The sequence below is a fragment of the Nocardia arthritidis NBRC 100137 genome (assembly GCF_001612765.1).
GTDB lineage: Bacteria > Actinomycetota > Actinomycetes > Mycobacteriales > Mycobacteriaceae > Nocardia > Nocardia arthritidis.
The window spans coordinates 110,051-127,238 of sequence record NZ_BDBB01000026.1; the positions used below are offsets into that span (position 1 = coordinate 110,051).

The 17,188-nt window shown below is 69.3% G+C and carries 19 protein-coding genes; 6 read left to right on the forward strand and 13 right to left on the reverse strand.

Annotated features, from left to right (window positions below):
- Positions 1 to 6 precede the first annotated feature (6 nt).
- Positions 7 to 1,479 (reverse strand): MFS transporter, encoded by a 1,473-nt coding sequence (locus NA8_RS20025; protein ID WP_063051891.1) that lies wholly within the window; start codon positions 1,477 to 1,479, stop codon positions 7 to 9.
- A gap of 60 nt (positions 1,480 to 1,539) precedes the next feature.
- On the opposite strand from NA8_RS20025, the gene NA8_RS20030 reads away from it, so the two are divergent.
- Positions 1,540 to 2,214, forward strand: a complete 675-nt coding sequence (locus tag NA8_RS20030; RefSeq protein ID WP_063051892.1) for a TetR/AcrR family transcriptional regulator — start codon at positions 1,540 to 1,542, stop codon at positions 2,212 to 2,214.
- Between the two features lie 49 nt (positions 2,215 to 2,263).
- Positions 2,264 to 3,256, forward strand: coding sequence for a zinc-binding dehydrogenase (locus NA8_RS20035; RefSeq protein ID WP_063051921.1), 993 nt, complete (start codon positions 2,264 to 2,266; stop codon positions 3,254 to 3,256).
- A gap of 10 nt (positions 3,257 to 3,266) precedes the next feature.
- Here NA8_RS20035 and NA8_RS20040 read toward each other — a convergent pair whose 3' ends face one another.
- On the reverse strand, positions 3,267 to 3,944 hold the full coding sequence (locus NA8_RS20040) for an O-methyltransferase (RefSeq protein ID WP_063051893.1): 678 nt from the start codon (positions 3,942 to 3,944) through the stop codon (positions 3,267 to 3,269).
- A 115-nt stretch (positions 3,945 to 4,059) separates the two neighbouring features.
- On the opposite strand from NA8_RS20040, the gene NA8_RS20045 reads away from it, so the two are divergent.
- Positions 4,060 to 4,905, forward strand: a complete 846-nt coding sequence (locus tag NA8_RS20045; protein WP_063051894.1) for an SGNH/GDSL hydrolase family protein — start codon at positions 4,060 to 4,062, stop codon at positions 4,903 to 4,905.
- Positions 4,906 to 4,968: 63 nt separating this feature from the next.
- Here the strand turns inward: NA8_RS20045 and NA8_RS20050 are convergent, their stop codons facing one another.
- Positions 4,969 to 6,264: an SPFH domain-containing protein gene (locus tag NA8_RS20050; protein WP_063051895.1), complete on the reverse strand. Its 1,296-nt coding sequence runs from the start codon at positions 6,262 to 6,264 to the stop codon at positions 4,969 to 4,971.
- Positions 6,264 to 6,695: an NfeD family protein gene (locus NA8_RS20055; RefSeq protein ID WP_063051896.1), complete on the reverse strand. Its 432-nt coding sequence runs from the start codon at positions 6,693 to 6,695 to the stop codon at positions 6,264 to 6,266. Before NA8_RS20055 ends, NA8_RS20050 begins: the two co-directional genes overlap by 1 nt.
- Before the next feature lie 130 nt (positions 6,696 to 6,825).
- On the opposite strand from NA8_RS20055, the gene NA8_RS20060 reads away from it, so the two are divergent.
- The 3 genes from NA8_RS20060 to NA8_RS20070 all read left to right on the forward strand — a co-directional run bounded on the left by NA8_RS20060 (position 6,826) and on the right by NA8_RS20070 (position 9,394).
- Entirely contained in the window at positions 6,826 to 7,650 is an 825-nt protein-coding gene (locus NA8_RS20060; RefSeq protein WP_063051897.1) for a DUF3097 domain-containing protein, read from the forward strand.
- Between the two features lie 155 nt (positions 7,651 to 7,805).
- Positions 7,806 to 8,621, forward strand: a complete 816-nt coding sequence (locus tag NA8_RS20065) for an Rv1486c family protein (protein WP_063051898.1) — start codon at positions 7,806 to 7,808, stop codon at positions 8,619 to 8,621.
- 23 nt (positions 8,622 to 8,644) lie between these two features.
- Complete coding sequence (locus NA8_RS20070) at positions 8,645 to 9,394, forward strand: S1 family peptidase (RefSeq protein ID WP_063051899.1); 750 nt, start codon at positions 8,645 to 8,647, stop codon at positions 9,392 to 9,394.
- 18 nt (positions 9,395 to 9,412) lie between these two features.
- Here NA8_RS20070 and NA8_RS20075 read toward each other — a convergent pair whose 3' ends face one another.
- The 9 genes from NA8_RS20075 to NA8_RS20115 form a co-directional block, all read right to left on the reverse strand.
- Positions 9,413 to 9,874, reverse strand: coding sequence for a hypothetical protein (locus NA8_RS20075; protein WP_063051900.1), 462 nt, complete (start codon positions 9,872 to 9,874; stop codon positions 9,413 to 9,415).
- 69 nt (positions 9,875 to 9,943) lie between these two features.
- Positions 9,944 to 11,005: a ferrochelatase gene (locus NA8_RS20080; RefSeq protein ID WP_063051901.1), complete on the reverse strand. Its 1,062-nt coding sequence runs from the start codon at positions 11,003 to 11,005 to the stop codon at positions 9,944 to 9,946.
- 22 nt (positions 11,006 to 11,027) lie between these two features.
- Complete coding sequence (gene inhA, locus NA8_RS20085) at positions 11,028 to 11,864, reverse strand: NADH-dependent enoyl-ACP reductase InhA (protein WP_063051902.1); 837 nt, start codon at positions 11,862 to 11,864, stop codon at positions 11,028 to 11,030.
- 80 nt (positions 11,865 to 11,944) lie between these two features.
- Positions 11,945 to 12,661, reverse strand: a complete 717-nt coding sequence (gene fabG1 / locus NA8_RS20090; RefSeq protein WP_063051903.1) for a 3-oxoacyl-ACP reductase FabG1 — start codon at positions 12,659 to 12,661, stop codon at positions 11,945 to 11,947.
- A gap of 265 nt (positions 12,662 to 12,926) precedes the next feature.
- Positions 12,927 to 13,271, reverse strand: a complete 345-nt coding sequence (locus NA8_RS20095) for a peptidase inhibitor family I36 protein (RefSeq protein WP_084466938.1) — start codon at positions 13,269 to 13,271, stop codon at positions 12,927 to 12,929.
- Positions 13,272 to 13,351: 80 nt separating this feature from the next.
- Complete coding sequence (locus NA8_RS20100) at positions 13,352 to 14,353, reverse strand: VWA domain-containing protein (protein ID WP_063051905.1); 1,002 nt, start codon at positions 14,351 to 14,353, stop codon at positions 13,352 to 13,354.
- A complete protein-coding gene (locus NA8_RS20105) occupies positions 14,350 to 15,303 on the reverse strand; it encodes a DUF58 domain-containing protein (RefSeq protein WP_063051906.1) in 954 nt (317 codons plus the stop codon). Before NA8_RS20105 ends, NA8_RS20100 begins: the two co-directional genes overlap by 4 nt.
- 32 nt (positions 15,304 to 15,335) lie before the next feature.
- Positions 15,336 to 16,514 carry a chaperone MoxR1 gene (moxR1, locus tag NA8_RS20110; protein ID WP_063051907.1) on the reverse strand — a complete coding sequence of 393 codons (1,179 nt, stop codon included), beginning with the start codon at positions 16,512 to 16,514 and terminating at the stop codon, positions 15,336 to 15,338.
- A 133-nt stretch (positions 16,515 to 16,647) separates the two neighbouring features.
- The coding region (locus NA8_RS20115) for an NlpC/P60 family protein (RefSeq protein ID WP_169810530.1) at positions 16,648 to 17,188 on the reverse strand (541 nt) is incomplete at its 5' end.

The following is a 17,188-nucleotide window of genomic DNA, read 5'->3' on the forward strand; positions in this document are numbered from 1 at the left end:
CGCGGCTCAGCGCGGGCGGGGCGAGGCGAACCGCGCGATCAGCGCCATCGCCGTGAGCGCCGTCGCGCCCACGGCCACCGCGACGTGCATGCCGTCGACGAAGGATCCGCGCGCCGCCTCCACCAGCGCCGCGTCGCCGGCGGCCTGTTGGATGGTCTCGCCGAGCGTCGCCGCGTAGTCGCCCCCGGACCGGAAAATCAGCGCCGCGAGGGACCCGAGCAGTGCCAAGCCCAGCGCGTTGCCCAGTTCGAAACTGGTCTCCGAGATGCCGACCGCCGACCCGGCCCGCTCCGGCGGCACCGAGGACACCGACACCTCGGACACCAAGGTGAACGCCAGACCGTAGCCGACCCCGGCGATCGTGGACCCCGCCAGATACCACCCGAGCCCGTCGTGCACGCCGACACCGAGCAACATCAGGTTGCCCGCCGCGGAGGCCAGCAAGGCGAACACGAAGGTGGCGCGAGCGCCGAAGCGATGTCCGACCCGGGCGCCGCCCACGGAGCAGACGAAAACGGCGATCGTCATCGGAATGCCGAGCACCGCCGCGGACAGCGGCGTGCGCCCGGTCACCGACTGCAGATAGACGCTGGTCAGGTAGCTCAGCCCGGCCAGCGACATCATCCCGGTCAGACTGGCGCCGATGGCCACCGAGAACTGGGGCCGGGCGAACAATCGCAGATCGAGCAGCGGTTCGTCGAGCCGGCGCTGCCTGCGCGCGAACACCGTCAAGATCACCACGCCGACCAGCGCGACGACGATCGCCTGCGCATCGATACCTTCGGTCGCGGCGTGTTTGATGCCGTACACCACCGGCAGGATGCCGCCGATCGACAGGGCGACGCTCGGTAGATCCAGCGGGCCCCGCACACCCGCCCGGTGTTCGGGCAGGACGAGCGGACCGACCGCGAGCAGCACCAGCAGCACCGGGATGTTGATGAGGAACACCGCACCCCACCAGAAGTGGTGCAGCAGCATGCCGCCGATGATCGGCCCGACGGCAGAGCCTCCGGCGAAGAACGCCGTCCAGACGCCGATCGCGGCGGCTCGCTCCCGCGCATCCGGGAACAGGCTCGAGATCAGCGCCAGGCTGGACGGCAGCAGTGTCGCGCCGCCGATGCCCATCAGCGCACGCGCCGCGATCAGCACACCCGCGCTGGGCGCGAACGCGGCGATCACCGACGCGATGCCGAAGACCGCGGCGCCCACCAGCAAGATGTTGCGCCGCCCGATCCGGTCACCGAGATTGCCCATGGTGATGAGCAGTCCCGCGATCAGGAAGCCGTAGATATCCAGGATCCACAGCTGCTGGTCCGCTGACGGGTCCAGGTCGAGGGTCAGGGTCGGCATCGCGAGGAACAGCACCGAGATGTCCATCGACACCAGCAGCACCGGCAGTAGCAGGACCGCGAGGCCCAGCCAGGCGCGGCGCGAGCCGGTCGTGGACGGTGCGGTCCGCACCGGCTGCACGTCTGTCATCGCCGAACATCCTCTCGCTGGCGCGTACGTCGTACGCATGAGTCCGGGTACAGTGTACGCATGCTGCACCGCGCCGCCATAGTCGATACCGCGATCGAGCTCGCCGACGCCGAGGGCTTGGACGCGCTGTCCATGCGGCGCATCGCCGACCGGCTCGGGGTCGGCGCCATGTCGCTGTATCGCCACGTCGCGAACAAAGACGAACTGCTCGCGCTGATGACCGACGAAGTGGCCCGGCGCAATCCGTACCCCTCCCCCGAAGGACAGCGGTGGACCTGGCGCGACCGGGTTCGCATCGCCGCCGAGATCGACTGGGCCCTGTACCGGCGGCATCCGTGGGTGCTGCTCACCTTCGCCACCCCGCGCTACAGCTTCGGGCCGCAGAGCCTGGCCTGCCTGGCCTGGTTGGTGGACGGCTTCCTGGAACTCGGCGTGTCCACCCGCGAGGCGACCGGCATGTCCTTCTCGGTGTGGAATCACATCTCCGGCGCGACGCTGCCGGAGATCAGCGCGGATTTGATGGCGCGCAAAGGCATGGACCCCGGCGGGGACAACGGGCTACGGACGCTGTTGAACGGCGCGGCGCGGGATACGGTCCCGCCCGCCCTGGCCGATCTGGCCGGCAGCGGCATGCGCGACCTGACGCAGGAGGAACTGCTCTACGACGGACTCGACGCGCTCTGCGACGGATTCGAGGCCAGGGCCGCGCGCCGCGATCGGTTGACCTCGACCTGAGTTGATGTTGCAGGCTGGCCGGCGACCGCCTCACGACCAAGGAGCCACCGTGTACGCCATTCGCCTCCATGCCTTCGGCCCGGCCGAGAATTTGCGCTACGAACCCGTACCCGATCCCGTGCCGGGCCCCGGCCAGGTCCGCATCGCGGTGGCGGCGGCCGGTGTGCATCTGGTCGATACGGCGCTGCGCCGGGGCGAGGCCGGGCCGTTTCCCGCGCCCGAGCTGCCCACCATCCCCGGCCGTGAAGTCGGGGGCACGGTGGATCGCGTGGGCGCGGACGTGGCCGCGAGCCTGCTGGGCGCGCAGGTGGTGGCCCATCTCGGCGCGGTGCCCGGCGGATACGCCGAACTGGCCGTCACCGACGCCGCCCGGCTGCACGAGATCCCGGCGAACCTGGACGCGGCGGAGGCAGTGGCGATGGTCGGTACCGGGCGGACCACCATGGGAATCCTCCAGTTCACCGAACTGAAGCCCGGCAGCATCGTGCTGGTGACGGCCGCGGCGGGCGGCATCGGCACCCTGCTCGTGCAACACGCGAAGAACGCCGGAGCCACGGTGATCGGCTTGGCCGGTGGCCCCGCGAAAGTGGATCGGGTGCGGCGCAACGGCGCCGACCTGGCGGTGGACTATCTGTTGCCGGACTGGCCAGAGCGGGTCCGTGCGCGCGTCGGCGACCGCGGGACGAACGTGTTGTTCGATTCGGTGGGCGGCGATGTCGCCCGCACCGGCATCGATCTACTCGCACCGGGCGGGCAGCATCTGGTCTACGGCTGGTCCGGAAAGTCGGCCGCCGACGGGCCGGTGCGGCTTTCCGCCGGGGAACTGGCCGAACGCGGCATCACCTCGGAGATGGTGATCGGCCCGCCGATGTCGGCGCGTGCCGGCGGCGACCTGCGCGTCCTCGAAAACCGCGCCATGGCCGAGGCGGCCGCCGGGAGGCTGCGCCCCGCGGTTCAACGCTTCGCGCTCTCCGACGCGGCCGCCGCGCACCGCGCGCTGGAGACTCGCGCCACGACCGGCAAGGTGGTGCTGGAGCCCTAGCCGAGCCGGTTCACTCGACGCTGTCGCCGTTCACCACGGCATAGGCGAAGCCGTCCCAGCCCTTGCCGCCGACGGTCTGCACCACGGTCGCGTCCAGGCTCGGTTCGGCGGAGAGCAACTCGACCAGCTCGCGACTGGCCTGTGCGTTCGGATCCTCGGAATGCTCCTCGGCGATCGCGCCGCCGCGCACGACGTTGTCGACGATGATCACCGAGCCGGGCCGCGTCAGCCGCAGCGCCCACAGCACGTAATTCGAGTTGTTCACCTTGTCCGCGTCGACGAACACCAAGTCGAACGGGTCCGGGTCCTCCTCCGCGAGCACGGGCAAGTTGTCCAGCGCGGCGCCGACCCGGATCTCCACCCGGTCGCCCACACCCGCCCGCTCCAGGTTCGCCCGCGCCACATCGGCGTGCTGGGCGGCGAACTCCAGCGTGACCACCAGGCCCTTGGGCCCGACCGCGCGAGCGAGCCAGATCGTGCTGTATCCGCCGAGCGTGCCGATCTCCAGCACCCGCCGTGCCCCGACCGTCCTGGCCAGCAGATGCAGGAATTTCCCCTGCGGCGGTGACACGTCGATCGGGGGCAGGCCGGCCGCCTTGTTCGCCTCCAGCGCCGCGGCGGAATCGGGATCCGCCACCAGCGTCTCCACGAGATAGCGGTCCACGTCGGCCCATCCAGGTGTCGTCATACCTGGAAGTCTGCCACCCGATTCCGTACGCGTGCCCGCCTTGCCGGGGTAGCGTTCGGCACAGAGACGTACATGTCCCGGGAGCGCGCCGACGAACGGACGGACAGGATCCGACATGACGAATCTTGCGCGGGCCGTCGCGGTCATCGCCTGCTCGATCGCCTTCGGCGCCACCGGCCCCGTCGAGGCCGCCCCCCTCGGCGGCGGGGCGGAGTACGTCGCGCTGGGCGATTCCGGGGCGGCCACCACGGGCGTGCGGAACTTCGACATCACCGCCCCGCCGCGCTGTCTGCGCTCGACCGCGAACACCCCGAAGCTGATCGCCGGGGAGCTCGGTCTGCAGCTCGACGACCGCACCTGCAACTCCGCACGCATCCCGGATCTCGCCGCCGCGCAGCAGCCTGGCATTCCACCGCAGTTCGAGGCCCTCGGCCCCGGCACGAGGCTGGTCACGGTGCATATCGGCGCCAATGACGCCTTGATGGCCGAGCACATCGTCGCCTGCCATGTCTACGGCCTCTCCGGCGCCGGTGGGTGCGCCGGTCCGGACTGGGACGCCGCCATCGACGCGATCGCGACGCCCTATGCGGCCGCGTTGCAAGAGGTTTCGGCTCTGGCGCCGCGGGCGATGATCGTCGTCGACGGCTGGCCGACCTATGTGCGCGACGGCGGCTGTCCGGAGCTGGTCGGTCTTCGACCGTCCGACGCCGCGCCCATCCAAGCGGCCTTCGACCGCCTCAACACCGTGGTGGCCCGCGTCGCCACCGCGCACGGCGCGACCTACGTCGACACCCGCGCCGCCTCGGCGGGTCGTGACGCGTGCGCGCCCGTCGGTGTCCGCTGGATCGACCCCGTCATCGCCACCGAAACACTCATCCCCTATCACCTCACCCCGCAGGGCATGCGTGGCGTCGCCGACGTCATGCTCCCCGCGATCCGTGCCACCGGCCTGCCCCGCTGAACGATTCGGCCGACACCCACCCGACCGCCCCGGACTCAGGGAGTCCGGGGCGGTCGGGTGGTGTTACTTCGAGAAGTTCTCCGGCGGCTGCCAAGGACGGCCGTGCGGGTCGTCGGGGCGCTGGGCCGGCGGTTGCTGCGGCGGCTGTTGTTGTTGCTGCGGCGGCGGCTGCTGCTGGGGCGGGAAAGCCTCCTGCGGCGGGATGACCGGCTGGTGCGGCGACGGTTCGAAACTCTGCGGAGGCGGTGTCGGTGTCGGTGTCAGTCCCTCGACCGGAGTCCGCGCCGTCGCCTCGGCGGCCCGCACGGCTCGCTCGATGGTCGGGTCGGGTGCGGTGTCGAACCAGTCCGCGACATCGGAGTCGTCCTCCGGCTTGGCTTCCGCGCCGTCCGAGGCGGGCGGTTCGTACCGGAACACACCGTCCTCGCCTTGGGTGCCGAAGCTCTTGGCGAACCCTTCCAGAGCTTTGCCGAAATCGCTGGGCACCAGCCACACCTTGTTGGCGTCACCGCGCGCGACCATGGGCAGCGTCTGCAGGTACTGGTAGGCAAGCAGTTCCGGCGTCGGCTTGCCGGATTTGATGGCGGCGAAGACTTTTTCGATGGCCTTGGCCTGGCCTTGCGCCTGCAGGAAGGCGGCGGCGCGCTCACCCTGCGCCCGCAGGATGCGGCTCTGCCGTTCGCCTTCGGCGGCCAGGATCGACGACTGCTTGGCGCCCTCGGCGGACAGGATCTGCGCCTGCTTCGAGCCCTCGGCCGTCTTGATCTGCGATTCGCGCTGGCCCTCCGCGGTGAGGATCATGGCGCGCTTCTCCCGGTCGGCCTTCATCTGCTTCTCCATCGACTCCTGAATCGACGGAGGCGGATCGATGCTCTTCAGCTCGACCCGCGCGACGCGCAGCCCCCAGCGCCCGGTCGCCTCGTCCAGCACGCCGCGCAGCTGGCCGTTGATCGAGTCGCGGGAGGTGAGGGTCTGCTCGAGCGTCATACCACCGACGACGTTGCGCAGCGTGGTGACGGTCAGCTGCTCGACGGCGGCGATGTAGTTGCTGATCTCGTAGACCGCCGCCTGCGGGCTGGTCACCTGGAAATAGACCACGGTGTCGATGTGCAGGGTCAGGTTGTCCTCGGTGATCACCGGCTGCGGCGGGAACGACACCACCCGCTCCCGCAGATCAACCTTGGCGCGCACCCGGTCGGCGAACGGCACCAGGAACGTCAGCTGGCCGGACACGGTACGCGAATACCGTCCCAGTCGCTCGATCACCGCGGCCTCGGCCTGCGGCACCAACGCGATCGACTTGAAGACCACCACCACGACCAGCAACACGAGGACGGCGGCAACGATCAGTACAGGCATCAAGGCCCTTTCCAGACGACGGCGGTCGCGCCGTCGATCTTCATGACATACACGGTCGTACCCGGTTCGTAGACTTCGGTCGTGTCCATCGGCCGCGCGGTCCACACTTCACCGCCCAGTTTCACCTGGCCGGAGTGCGCGGCGACCTGTTCGAGCACCAGGGCGGTCTTCCCCGGCAGCGCGTCGACGTTCGTCGGCGTGGGCGGCGGAGTTCCGAAGCGACGCCGGATGATCGGCCGCACGCCGAGGAACAGCACCGCCGAGACCACCGCGAAGACGATGGCATCCACCACGAGCGAGGTGTCCGCCGCCGCACTGACACCCGCCGTGCCCAGCGCGGCGACGCCGAGCATCAGCAGGGTGAAATCGCCGGTGAGCATCTCCGCCGCCGCGAGCAGAATGCCCGCGACCAGCCAAAAAATTGCGGCCACACGACCACTGTAGTGCGCCGATCATGATATCGGGCGCGACCTTCGCGAGTACTCCCGATGAATTCCGGCCGCGAACGCGCGGTGACCCGGGTGCGTCGAAAGCCACAGCGGCGGTGCTAGCTTCAAGCGGGTGAGCGGGCGTGACAGGTATGGCGACATCTACTCCGGACATCCTCGATCGAAGAAGAGGGTGGTGCCGACGGTCACCGCGGATCGCGACCTGGTCGTCGAGGACGCCGCCACCGGATTCTGCGGCGCGGTGGTCGGATTCGATCGCAGCTACGACGGCGAGTTCGTCAAGCTGGAGGACGAGCGCGGCGCGGTCCGCCTGTTCGCGCTGCGCGAGGCCGCGTTCCTCATCGACGGCGAGCCCGTGACGCTGGTGCGGCCGACGACGGCCCCGCCGAAGACGCCGAGCCGTTCCGCCTCCGGCTCCACCCGGGTCGATGGTCTGCGCGCCCGGATCGCCCGTGGCAGCCGGATCTGGGTGGAGGGCGTCCACGACGCCGCGCTCGTCGAGCGGGTGTGGGGCCACGATCTGCGCGTCGAGGGCGTCGTCGTGGAGCAGCTGGAAGGCCTGGACAATCTGGCCGCGCGCCTGGCCGAATTCCGGCCGGGCCCGGGCAGGCGGGTCGGCGTGCTGGTCGACCACTTGGTGACCGGATCGAAGGAGACCCAGCTGACCACCGGACTCGGGCCGCACGTCCTGGTGACCGGTCACCCGTTCGTCGACGTCTGGCAGGCGGTGCGCCCGTCCACCCTCGGGATCGCGCAGTGGCCTCGGGTGCCGCGCGACGAGGACTGGAAGACCGGCGTCTGCGAACGGCTGCGCTGGGGCTCTCCGCAGGACGGCTGGCGGCGGGTGTACGACGCGGTGAGCTCCTTCCGCGATCTGGAAGCGCCGCTCATCGGCGCGGTCGAGCGCCTCATCGATTTCGTCACCGAACCGGACTAGCGGGTTCCGGAGCAGGGGCCCGGCCAGATCCCGGACGGTATCCGCGCGGACCGGCTCGTCGCGGGCAGCGCGGCGCCCCCGGTTTCCGCGCTGCTCACGAATGCCCTCGCGCATGGATGCCCACCGGTAGCGCCCACCCTTTATGCTCGATAATTATGTGCTCTCCAAGTGCGACGCTGACGGTGTGGGCGAGCTCCTGGCTGGCCGGCCGCAGCGCGCCCGACGACGTTTTGGCCGCCTTGCACGCGTGGGCGCCGAAGCACACGATCGCGGCGGGCGACCCGATCACCGGAGGCCGCACCGACCTACCCTGGTCCGCACACGGCAACCTGCCGGGAAGCGGAGTCATGGCGCTGCTCAAGGTGATTCGCGAGACGATGGCCCAGCCCGGGGCGCAGCTGCGGCTGGTGCTGCCCGTCCCGGGGGACGTACGCGGAGTTCCCAGCGGCACGGCGTTCGCCGCCGACGCCGTCGAGGCCGAGGAGGGCATCCTGATCGGCGTACCGGGCGCCGAAGGCACCGGCCTCATCCCGCAGTGGTCCGACGACGGCACGCTGCAGTGGACCGTGTACAGCACCCCCCTCCCCGCGGCGCCGGGCCCCGACATGTCACTCGGCGAGGCCGAGTACGCGATGCGCGAAGCGGTCCGCGACGCCGCCGACGCGCTGATGAAACTGCACACCACGTCGCTCGGCACGGTCGACTCCGATCCGCGCGAACTCATCGAAGCCGAACTCGCCGACTACTCGCGCCACGACTACCCCGAGTCGATCCCGCTGCGTGCCAGGCGCATTCTCGACACCGCCGATCATGTGGCGGCCATCCTCACGGTGGCGCAGCGGGAGCCCGCTTCCGCGCCCACGTCCGCCAGCGCTATCGGCGCGCAGGAATCGCTGCTGCGACCGCTGTGGGACGCGATCCGCGCCGCGCGCCTTGTCGCCGTGCACGCCTCCGCGCGCGAAAGCCGCTGACATCATGACGCGGGCGGTGTGACATGCGATTTTCCCGCCGCGGCCGCACCGCCGCCCTCGCCGTGCTGATCGGTCTCGCGCTGCACGCCCCGGCCGCGGCGATCGTGGGCGGCGCCGATACGACGACGGCGGAGTATCCGTGGCTGGCCGCCATCGGCACGCCCTTGTTCCTCACCCGCGCTTCCGGCCAGTTCTGCGGCGGCGCGCTCGTCGCTCCGGACGAGGTGATCACCACAGCGCACTGCGTGGCTCTGGCGCGTCCGCTGGCGCAGACGCTCACCGTCACCTTCGGCCGCGACGACCTCCGCGAGCACACCGGAAACACCGTGCACGTCAAGGATATTCGCATTCATCCGGACTTCCGTGCGACCGTTCTCGACACGACCACCGCCTATCAGAACGATGTGGCGATCCTTACCCTGGACGAGCCGCAGTCCGGTCCGACGATCACCGTCGCCGCGCCCGCTCCGGACAGCACCGCAACCATCCTGGGCTGGGGCGCGACCTTCGAAACCGACGAGGCCAACACCCGGTTGCACGCCGCGAACATTCCGCTGTCCATCGACGCGGAGTGCGCCGCCGCCTATGGCCCGGCCTTCGATCCCCGCACCATGCTCTGCGCAGGCAGCACGACCGCCGACACCGCACAGTACGACAGCGGTGGACCGCTGATCGTCGACGGGCATCTCGCCGGTCTCACCTCTTGGGGTACCGGCGCGGCCCGCCCAGGATTCCCCACCGTCTACACCCGCCTGGCCGCCCCGAACTTCTGATCATTCGAGGCGGAGGGCTCACCGCTGCGGCGGTTGCGGCGGCTGGTACGGCTGCTGCGGTGGATAGGGCTGCTGCTGCGGGTACTGCTGATACTGCTGTTGCGGCTGCGACGGATAGGGCTGCTGGTACGGCTGCGGCGCGGCGTACTGCTGTTGCCCCGGGAAATCCTGCGGAGGATACGGCTGCGGGTACTGCTGCCCCTGCGGATACTGCTGTTGCTGGAACTGCTGCTGTTGCGGGTACTGCTGCTGGGACTGATTCGCTTTGCCTCGCTTGCTCAACCAGATGATGAGTCCGATGACCACCGCGACAACCCCGATGCACAGCAGCAGGCCACCGATGGAGAAACCGCCACCGCCACTGCTGCGGCCGCGGCGCCTGGCCTCGGTGGCGTCCAGCGCCACCGTCCATACGTTCGTATCGGACCAGGCGTGCGGATCGAGCAGTGCGGCATTGGTCAGCACGTCGGCATAGGTCATCGAGAGGTACCCCCCAGGAAGTCGGATTCGGCGATCGGTCGCAGGCGATGCTATCGCGCCTGCGACGCCTCAATTCCCAGTCGTGGGACGGCGCGCAACCACACAGCAGCCGACCGCGCACGGTTCACCGTCACGCGTGCAGCCGTAGCCCGGGACCGTCCCGAGCCGCCGGGGTTCGATGCCGCGCAACTGCTCGGAGACCAGTTCGACGACCAGCTTCGCGAAGCGCGGGTCGGCTCCCGGCGTCGCGGCCCTGACGAAGCCCATACCGAGCTCGGCGGCTTTCTGCGCGGCCTCGTTGTCCAGGTCCCAGATGACTTCGAGATGGTCGGAGACGAAGCCCACCGGGCAGACGATCACGGCCTCGACTCCCTCGGCCGCGAGATCGTCCAGGTGGTCGACGATATCCGGGTCCAGCCACGGCACCTGCGGCGGACCGGAACGAGACTGCCAGACGACGTCGTAGTCGGTGAAACCCGTTGCCGCGGCGCACAACCGGGCGGCGTCGGCGACCTGGCGACTGTAGAGCCGCCCACCGTCGGCCGGCGGCCCGGCGGCGGCATCGGCCGATACCGGGATGGAGTGCGCGGTGAACACCAGTCGCGCCGCGGCGCGCTGTCCGGCCGCGAGCCGATCGCGCGCCGCGCGGATGGCGTCGGCGAACGCCTCGATCAACAGCGGGTGATCGAAGTACTGGCGCAGCTTCAGCAGTTCCGGCGCGCCCGCACCGAATGCCGCACGCGCCCGGACGATGTCCTCGTGGTACTGCAGGCAACCGGAGTAGCCGCCCCAGGCCGAAGTCGGGAAGACCAGCGCGGAGCCGACGCCGTCGGCGGCCATCCGCGCCACGGTGTCCTCCACCATGGGGTGCCAGTTCCGGTTACCGAAGTACACCGGCAACTCCAGGCCCGCGGCGGACAGTTCGGCCTCGACCGCCGCGATGATGTCGCGATTGAGCGCGTTGATCGGCGAGACACCGCCGAAGTGCAGGTAGTGCTCGGCGACCGCCTCGAGGCGCTCGCGCGGCACTCCCCTGCCCCGGGTGACGTTCTCCAGGAACGGCATCACGTCTTCGGGACGCTCCGGACCGCCGAAGGACAGCAGCAGCAGCGCGTCGGCGGTCCGAACCACGGTGTCTCCCCTCGAATCCGGTTCAGTTGCTGGACATGTCCTCGGGGAACCAGGTGTTGTGGCTGGCTCCGCCGTCGACGTAGATGATCGAGCCGGTGGTACCCGGCAGCCAGTCCGACAGCAGCGCCACGATCGACTTCGCCACCACCGTGGGGTCGTCGACGTCCCAGCCGATCGGCGACGCGCCGTCCCAGTAGGTGTTGAGCTGGTTGAGCTTGGCCGCGTCGTCGGTCGCGGTGCCCGCGATCGCCTTGGCGGCCAGCGTCTTGATCGGACCGGCGGCGATGAGGTTCGAGCGGATCTTCTTGGCGGCGCCCACCTCCCGCGCGACGTACCGGTTCACCGACTCCAGCGCCGCCTTCGCCACGCCCATCCAGTTGTAGAAGGGCATCGCCGTGCGCGGGTCGAAGTCCATGCCGACGATCGAGCCGCCCTCGTTCATCACCGGCAGCACCGCGCGCGACAGCGAGGCGTAGCTCCACGCCGAGATCTCGAACGCCTTGGCGGCGTCCGGACCGGGACCCTCCAGGAACGGGCGCGCCTCCGGCCCCATCAAGGTGCGGGGTGCGAACGCGATCGAGTGCAGCACTCCGTCGATGCCCTGCGGAGCCAGTTCCCGCAGCTTGTCGGCCAGGCCCGCGAGATCCTCTTCGCTGGTGACGTCGAGCCCGATGGCCGGCGGGACCTCCTGGGGCAGGCGCTTGGCGATCCGATCGATCAGCCGCAGCCGCTCCGGGATGCCGGTGATCACCACCTTCGCGCCCTGCTCCTGCGCGACGGCCGCCGCGTGGAACGCGATCGACGAATCGGTGATGATGCCCGTGACCAGGATGGTCTTGCCTTCGAGCAGTCCGCCCATGAGTTCTCGGTTCTCCTGAAATTCGTATGTGGGGTTGGCTGCGGGCGGCCGTGAGCGGCCGCGCTACGCGTTCGGTGTGGTCAGTGACCCATACCCATGCCGCCGTCGACGGGGATGACCGCGCCGGAGACATAGGCGGAGTCCTCGGAAGCCAGGAAGCTGACGACAGCCGCGATGTCTTCGGGCTGGCCGAGCCGCTGCAAGGGGATGAACTTCTTGGCCATGTCGCGCATGTCCTCGGGAAGGTCAGCGGTCATGTCGGTCTCGATGAAGCCCGGGGCGACGACATTCGCGGTGATCGACCGCGAGCCGAGTTCGCGGGTGATAGAGCGGGCCAGGCCGATCACACCCGCCTTCGACGAGGCGTAGTTGATCTGTCCTGCTTGGCCACTCATACCGACGACCGAGCCGAGGAAGATCATCCGGCCCCAGCGCGCCCGCAGCATCGCACGGTTCGCCCGCTTGGCGCACCGGAAGGCGCCGGTCAGATTGGCGTCGAGCACGCGGGTGAACTGCTCCTCATTCATCCGCATGAGCAGCGTGTCGTCGGTGATACCCGCGTTGGCCACGAGCACCTCGACCGGCCCCTGGTGCGCCTCCACCTCGGCGAAGGCGCGGTCCACCGACTCGCTGTCGGTCACATCGCATTTCACACCGAACAGGCCGTCGGGCACCCCCGACCCACGATGCGTGACGGCCACCTTGTGACCGTCGGCAAGCAGACGCTGCGCGACCGCGAGTCCGATGCCGCGGTTACCGCCGGTCACCAGGACCGAACGTGACGTTGTGTTCGACATGGGCTAAACCTACCTGGTCGAGGTGATCACGGATGATCGGGCATCGATGCTCGAGGTGATGACACATGCTCCGGCATCGGTGCTCGTGCGATGTCACCCGTTCGAAACGCCGACGGGCGGCACATCCGCGCCCGGCGCTGGTCGGGCCCCGATCCGATCCTGCGATGCCGGCGCGCTTCACCGCGAGTTCCGCACACGAAAATCGGGTCGTATGCGTGCGGAACACACGCATACGACCCGATCGTGAACTCGGCCGACTACCGAATCAGCACTGCCTGCACCAGTGCACCGAGTAGGCGTCGAATCCGAGATCGGAAAACGACGTGGCCCCGTTCGTGTGACGACCGCTGCAGTTCGAACTTTCCCAGAAGGTCAGCGACTGACCGCTGCGATTCACCACCGAACGTGCGGCGCCGCCCTTCGGGTAGGTCACCACACACGAGGTCGAGTCGACCACCGGAATCCACTCGAGCATCCTGCCGGTGTAGTTCGTCCCCGTCCACATACAGACGCTCCCCTTCGGACACGACGGCGCTGCGGCCGCTTCGGGTGCACCCACAAGAAACATCGCAGTGAAAATAGCTGCGGCAGACGCGATTACAGTACGCATCGAAACTCCCTCCCCAGACTGATACGAGCGTGAGCGTACCGAAACTTCTCCTGGCGGACAACGTCTTTCCGCCGCTCCGATTACGGAAGCCGTTGCCGATACAGCAGACCTGTGATGATTCCCGTCGCGATGAGCAAGAGGCCGAGCAACAGCCAGGGCCGGCTCGCGTCGCCCCGGGTCAGCTCGAATCCGATCTGCTCCTCGAGCGTGTTGTACACCTTCGTCAACTCATCCAAGGAAGCCGCCGTGTAGAACTCTCCACCACTCAAACGCGCGATCTCCCGCATCGCGTCGTCATCCACCTTGACTTCCACGCGATCGCGCGAACCGTCCTCGCGCGGAATCTCGACAACGCCCCAGGCGGTGCCGAAGGAAATGGTGGAGATCGGAATGTTCTTGCTCTTGGCGAGCCGGGCCGCGACGTACTCGTGCCGGGGGTTGTCGAAGTCCGTGAAATTCGGAACGGTTTGTTTGCCGTCCGACATGAGCACGATCCGGGCGGGCGGCGGCTGCTGACCGCCGCCGAGCACCGTGGCGAGGGTCTGGATCGCCTGCAGCGCGGTGTGGATTCCTTCGCCCGTGGCGGTGCGCTCGGCGAGGCGCACATTGTCGATCGCGGCCTTGACCGATTCGTGGTTGGTCGTCGGCGAGACCATCACCGAGGCGGTGCCCGCGAAGGTGACGAAGCCGATGTTCACGCCCTCGGGCAACCCGTCGACGAACTCCTTGCCCGCCTGCTTGGCGACCTGAATGCGGCTCGGGGCGACGTCGGTCGCCTCCATCGACAGCGACACGTCCATCACGAGCATGACGGTGGCGCGGTTGCGCGGCACCTTCTTGACCGCGGTCGGTCCCGCGGCGGCCACGGTGAGGAACACCAGGCCGACCAGCAGGAGCGCGACGGCCACGTGACGGAACGGGCTCGGCCGCGAGGGAGCGACCTTCTCCAGCAGCTCCATGTTGGTGAACTTCAACATGTGCTTGCGCCGGTTGCGCTGCACCAGGACGTAGCCGAGCGCGATCAGCGCGATGACGGCGAGAAATCCGAGCCAGATCTGTGCGGTGAAATGCGAAATACTCACTGACGTGGCACCCGCCCGGTCGGGGCGCCGAAGCTGTGGCGCCGGGTGGACACGAACCGGACCACATCGGCGATCCAGTCCCGGTCGGTTCGCAGGGTGAGCACCGGGGCGCCACAGCTGCGCAGGGCCTGTTCGACCTGCTCACGGTGGCGCTGCGCGGCAGCCGCGAAATCGGCGCGCAGCGTGGAGGTCACGCTGAACTCGCGGGTGCGCCCGGTCTCCGGGTCGTGCAGCACGACGTCGCCCATGTCGGGCAGCGACAAATCGCGCGGGTCGAGCACCTCGACCGCGAGCAGATCGTGCCTGGCCGAGATCGCGCGCAGCGAGCGCTGCCAATCGATGTCACCCAGGAAATCGCTGATGATCACCGCGAGCCCGCGTTTGCGCTGCGGGCGGCGCAGCGATTCGATGCCGCCGCGCAGGTCGCCGCGCACACCGTCGCGCGCGTGCGGGGTGGTCGCGATGCTGCGCAGCAATGACTGGGCGTGCACCCGCCCGCCGCGCGCCGGGATGCGGGTCAATCGTTCGCCGGTGGCGACGACCGCGCCGATCCGGTTGCCGCCGCCACTGGTCAGATGGGTGATCGCGGCCGCGGCGGCGATGGCGAGGTCACGCTTCTGGCAGGCGGCGGTGCCGAAGTCGAGACTGGCCGACAGATCGACCACCATCCAGGTCTCCAGCTCCCGGTCGGCGATCATCTGCCGCACATGCGGATGGGTGGTGCGGGCGGTGACCGACCAATCCATCTGGCGCACGTCGTCACCGGGCTGGTAGGCGCGCGCCTCGCCCGGCTCGGAGCCGGGTCCGGGGATCAAACCGAGGTGATCGCCGTGCAGCACGCCGTCGAGCCTGCGGCGCACGGTGAGTTCGAGGGTCTTGAGCGCGACCGTGAGCCTCGGGTCGGTCAGCTCGCCCGCGTGGAAGGACGGCGGTGGGTGGGACGGCGACATCGGCACTGGCGCAACCGGATCCGATGCCGAGGTCACTTCGGCGGGAGGGTGCCCGCGGGCTGCGACTGCTGCCCGTTAGGCGGCTGGGGAACGGCCTGCTGCTGCGGCTGCGGAATCTGCTGTTGGGGGGCGCCCTGCGCCGGGGCCGCGGGCGCGACCTGCGCGACGGCCTGCGGGGCGACCTGCGGCAGGCCGACCGTCTGCAGGACGCGCTTGATGACGTCCTCCGGGCTGATCTCGTCGGCGAGCGCGTCGTAGGACAGCACCAGGCGATGGCGCAGCACGTCCGGGATCACCTCGACGACGTCCTGCGGCACCACGTAATCGCGGCCGCGGATCAGCGCGACCGCACGGGCCGCGGCGATGATGCCGAGGCTGGCGCGCGGGGAGGCGCCGTAGGAGATCCAGCTGGCCACGTCCTGCATGCCGAATTCGGCCGGTTTGCGGGTCGCCGCGATCACCCGGACCACGTAGTCGACCAGAGCGTGGTGCACGAAGGTGTTGGCCGCGACCTTCTGCAGGCGGATCAGGTCCTCCGGCGCCAGGATGCGGCTCGCCTCCGGTGGGGTGACGCCCATCCGGTAGATGATCTCGCGCTCCTCCTCCACCGAGGGGTAGTCGACGACGACCTTGAACAGGAAGCGGTCGCGCTGCGCCTCGGGCAGCGGGTACACGCCCTCGCTCTCGATCGGGTTCTGCGTGGCCATGACCAGGAACGGGTCCGGCATCGGGTAGGTCTTGCCGCCGATCGACACGTGCCGCTCGGCCATCACCTCGAGCAGCGCCGACTGCACCTTGGCGGGCGCGCGGTTGATCTCGTCGGCGAGCACGAAGTTCGCGACGACCGGGCCGAGTTCGGTGTCGAACTGCTCGCGGCCCTGCCGGTAGATGCGGGTACCGATGAGGTCGGTGGGCACCAGGTCGGGCGTGAACTGCACCCGGGCGAACGAACCACCGACCACCTTGGCGAAGGTCTCCACGGCGAGGGTCTTCGCGATGCCGGGAACGCCTTCGAGCAGGACGTGACCGCGCGCGAGCACGCCGACGAGCAGTCGTTCGACCAGGCGGTCCTGGCCCACGATCACCCGCTTGACCTCGTAGATCGCCTTCTCCAGGGTCTGGACGTCACGCTCGAGGGTGCTGGGCGTGGGAACCGGCGTGTCCTTCGCCGAGTTCACTCCGCTCACACCGTCCGTCGAAGTCACCAACATCCCCGCTTTCGCCTTGGTCCTGTGCGTGCTGCCACAACTATTCCAGGTAATCACCGCCTGTGCCGCAACCGGACCCGACAGAATGGGAATTCGGCGGTCCTGCGGCTCCGCACAGCACCCGGAATGTCCGATATCAGGACACTATGCGCACCGCGAACGGCATGATGCCGCCCTCCCGGACCGGGGATATCTTGACCACGTCGCCGGATTCCGGCGCCTCCACCATCTTCCCGTCGCCCAGATACAGCGCCACGTGCTGACTGCCGTTCGGCCCCCAGAACAGCATGTCGCCGCGTTCGCGGTCACCGACCGGCACCCGGGTGCCCGCGTTGTACTGGTAGCCGCTGTAGTGCGGCAGCGAGACCCCGATGCCGGCGAACGCGTAGACCATCAACCCGGAGCAGTCGAAGCCCACCTTGTCGTAGTCGCCGTGGCGGTCGGCCACACCGCCGTCGCGGATGCCGAGCGTGGGTCCGTCCTCGTCGCCACCGCCCCAGGCGTAGGTGACGCCCAGCTGGGACATGGCGCGATCGACCACGATCTCGATCGCCGACGAACCCCCGACCGACGGCGCGTCCGGCCGGGGCAGGCTGCGCCGCGACGGTGGCGAGTCCTCCAGCTGGGTGTGCGGGCGCTTGCCCGCGCCCAGTTCGGCGGCGCGATCCTGGGAGGCC

Bases quoted from the DNA above. Each gene is read 5' to 3' on its own strand.
- NA8_RS20025 (WP_063051891.1), bottom strand. From the start codon at position 1,479: ATGACAGACGTGCAGCCGGTGCGGACCGCACCGTCCACGACCGGCTCG.
- NA8_RS20030 (WP_063051892.1), top strand. From the start codon at position 1,540: ATGCTGCACCGCGCCGCCATAGTCGATACCGCGATCGAGCTCGCCGAC.
- NA8_RS20040 (WP_063051893.1), bottom strand. From the start codon at position 3,944: ATGACGACACCTGGATGGGCCGACGTGGACCGCTATCTCGTGGAGACG.
- NA8_RS20045 (WP_063051894.1), top strand. From the start codon at position 4,060: ATGACGAATCTTGCGCGGGCCGTCGCGGTCATCGCCTGCTCGATCGCC.
- NA8_RS20050 (WP_063051895.1), bottom strand. From the start codon at position 6,264: ATGCCTGTACTGATCGTTGCCGCCGTCCTCGTGTTGCTGGTCGTGGTG.
- NA8_RS20065 (WP_063051898.1), top strand. From the start codon at position 7,806: ATGTGCTCTCCAAGTGCGACGCTGACGGTGTGGGCGAGCTCCTGGCTG.
- NA8_RS20070 (WP_063051899.1), top strand. From the start codon at position 8,645: ATGCGATTTTCCCGCCGCGGCCGCACCGCCGCCCTCGCCGTGCTGATC.
- NA8_RS20075 (WP_063051900.1), bottom strand. From the start codon at position 9,874: ATGACCTATGCCGACGTGCTGACCAATGCCGCACTGCTCGATCCGCAC.
- inhA (WP_063051902.1), bottom strand. From the start codon at position 11,864: ATGGGCGGACTGCTCGAAGGCAAGACCATCCTGGTCACGGGCATCATC.
- fabG1 (WP_063051903.1), bottom strand. From the start codon at position 12,661: ATGTCGAACACAACGTCACGTTCGGTCCTGGTGACCGGCGGTAACCGC.
- NA8_RS20095 (WP_084466938.1), bottom strand. From the start codon at position 13,271: ATGCGTACTGTAATCGCGTCTGCCGCAGCTATTTTCACTGCGATGTTT.
- NA8_RS20105 (WP_063051906.1), bottom strand. From the start codon at position 15,303: ATGTCGCCGTCCCACCCACCGCCGTCCTTCCACGCGGGCGAGCTGACC.
- moxR1 (WP_063051907.1), bottom strand. From the start codon at position 16,514: ATGTTGGTGACTTCGACGGACGGTGTGAGCGGAGTGAACTCGGCGAAG.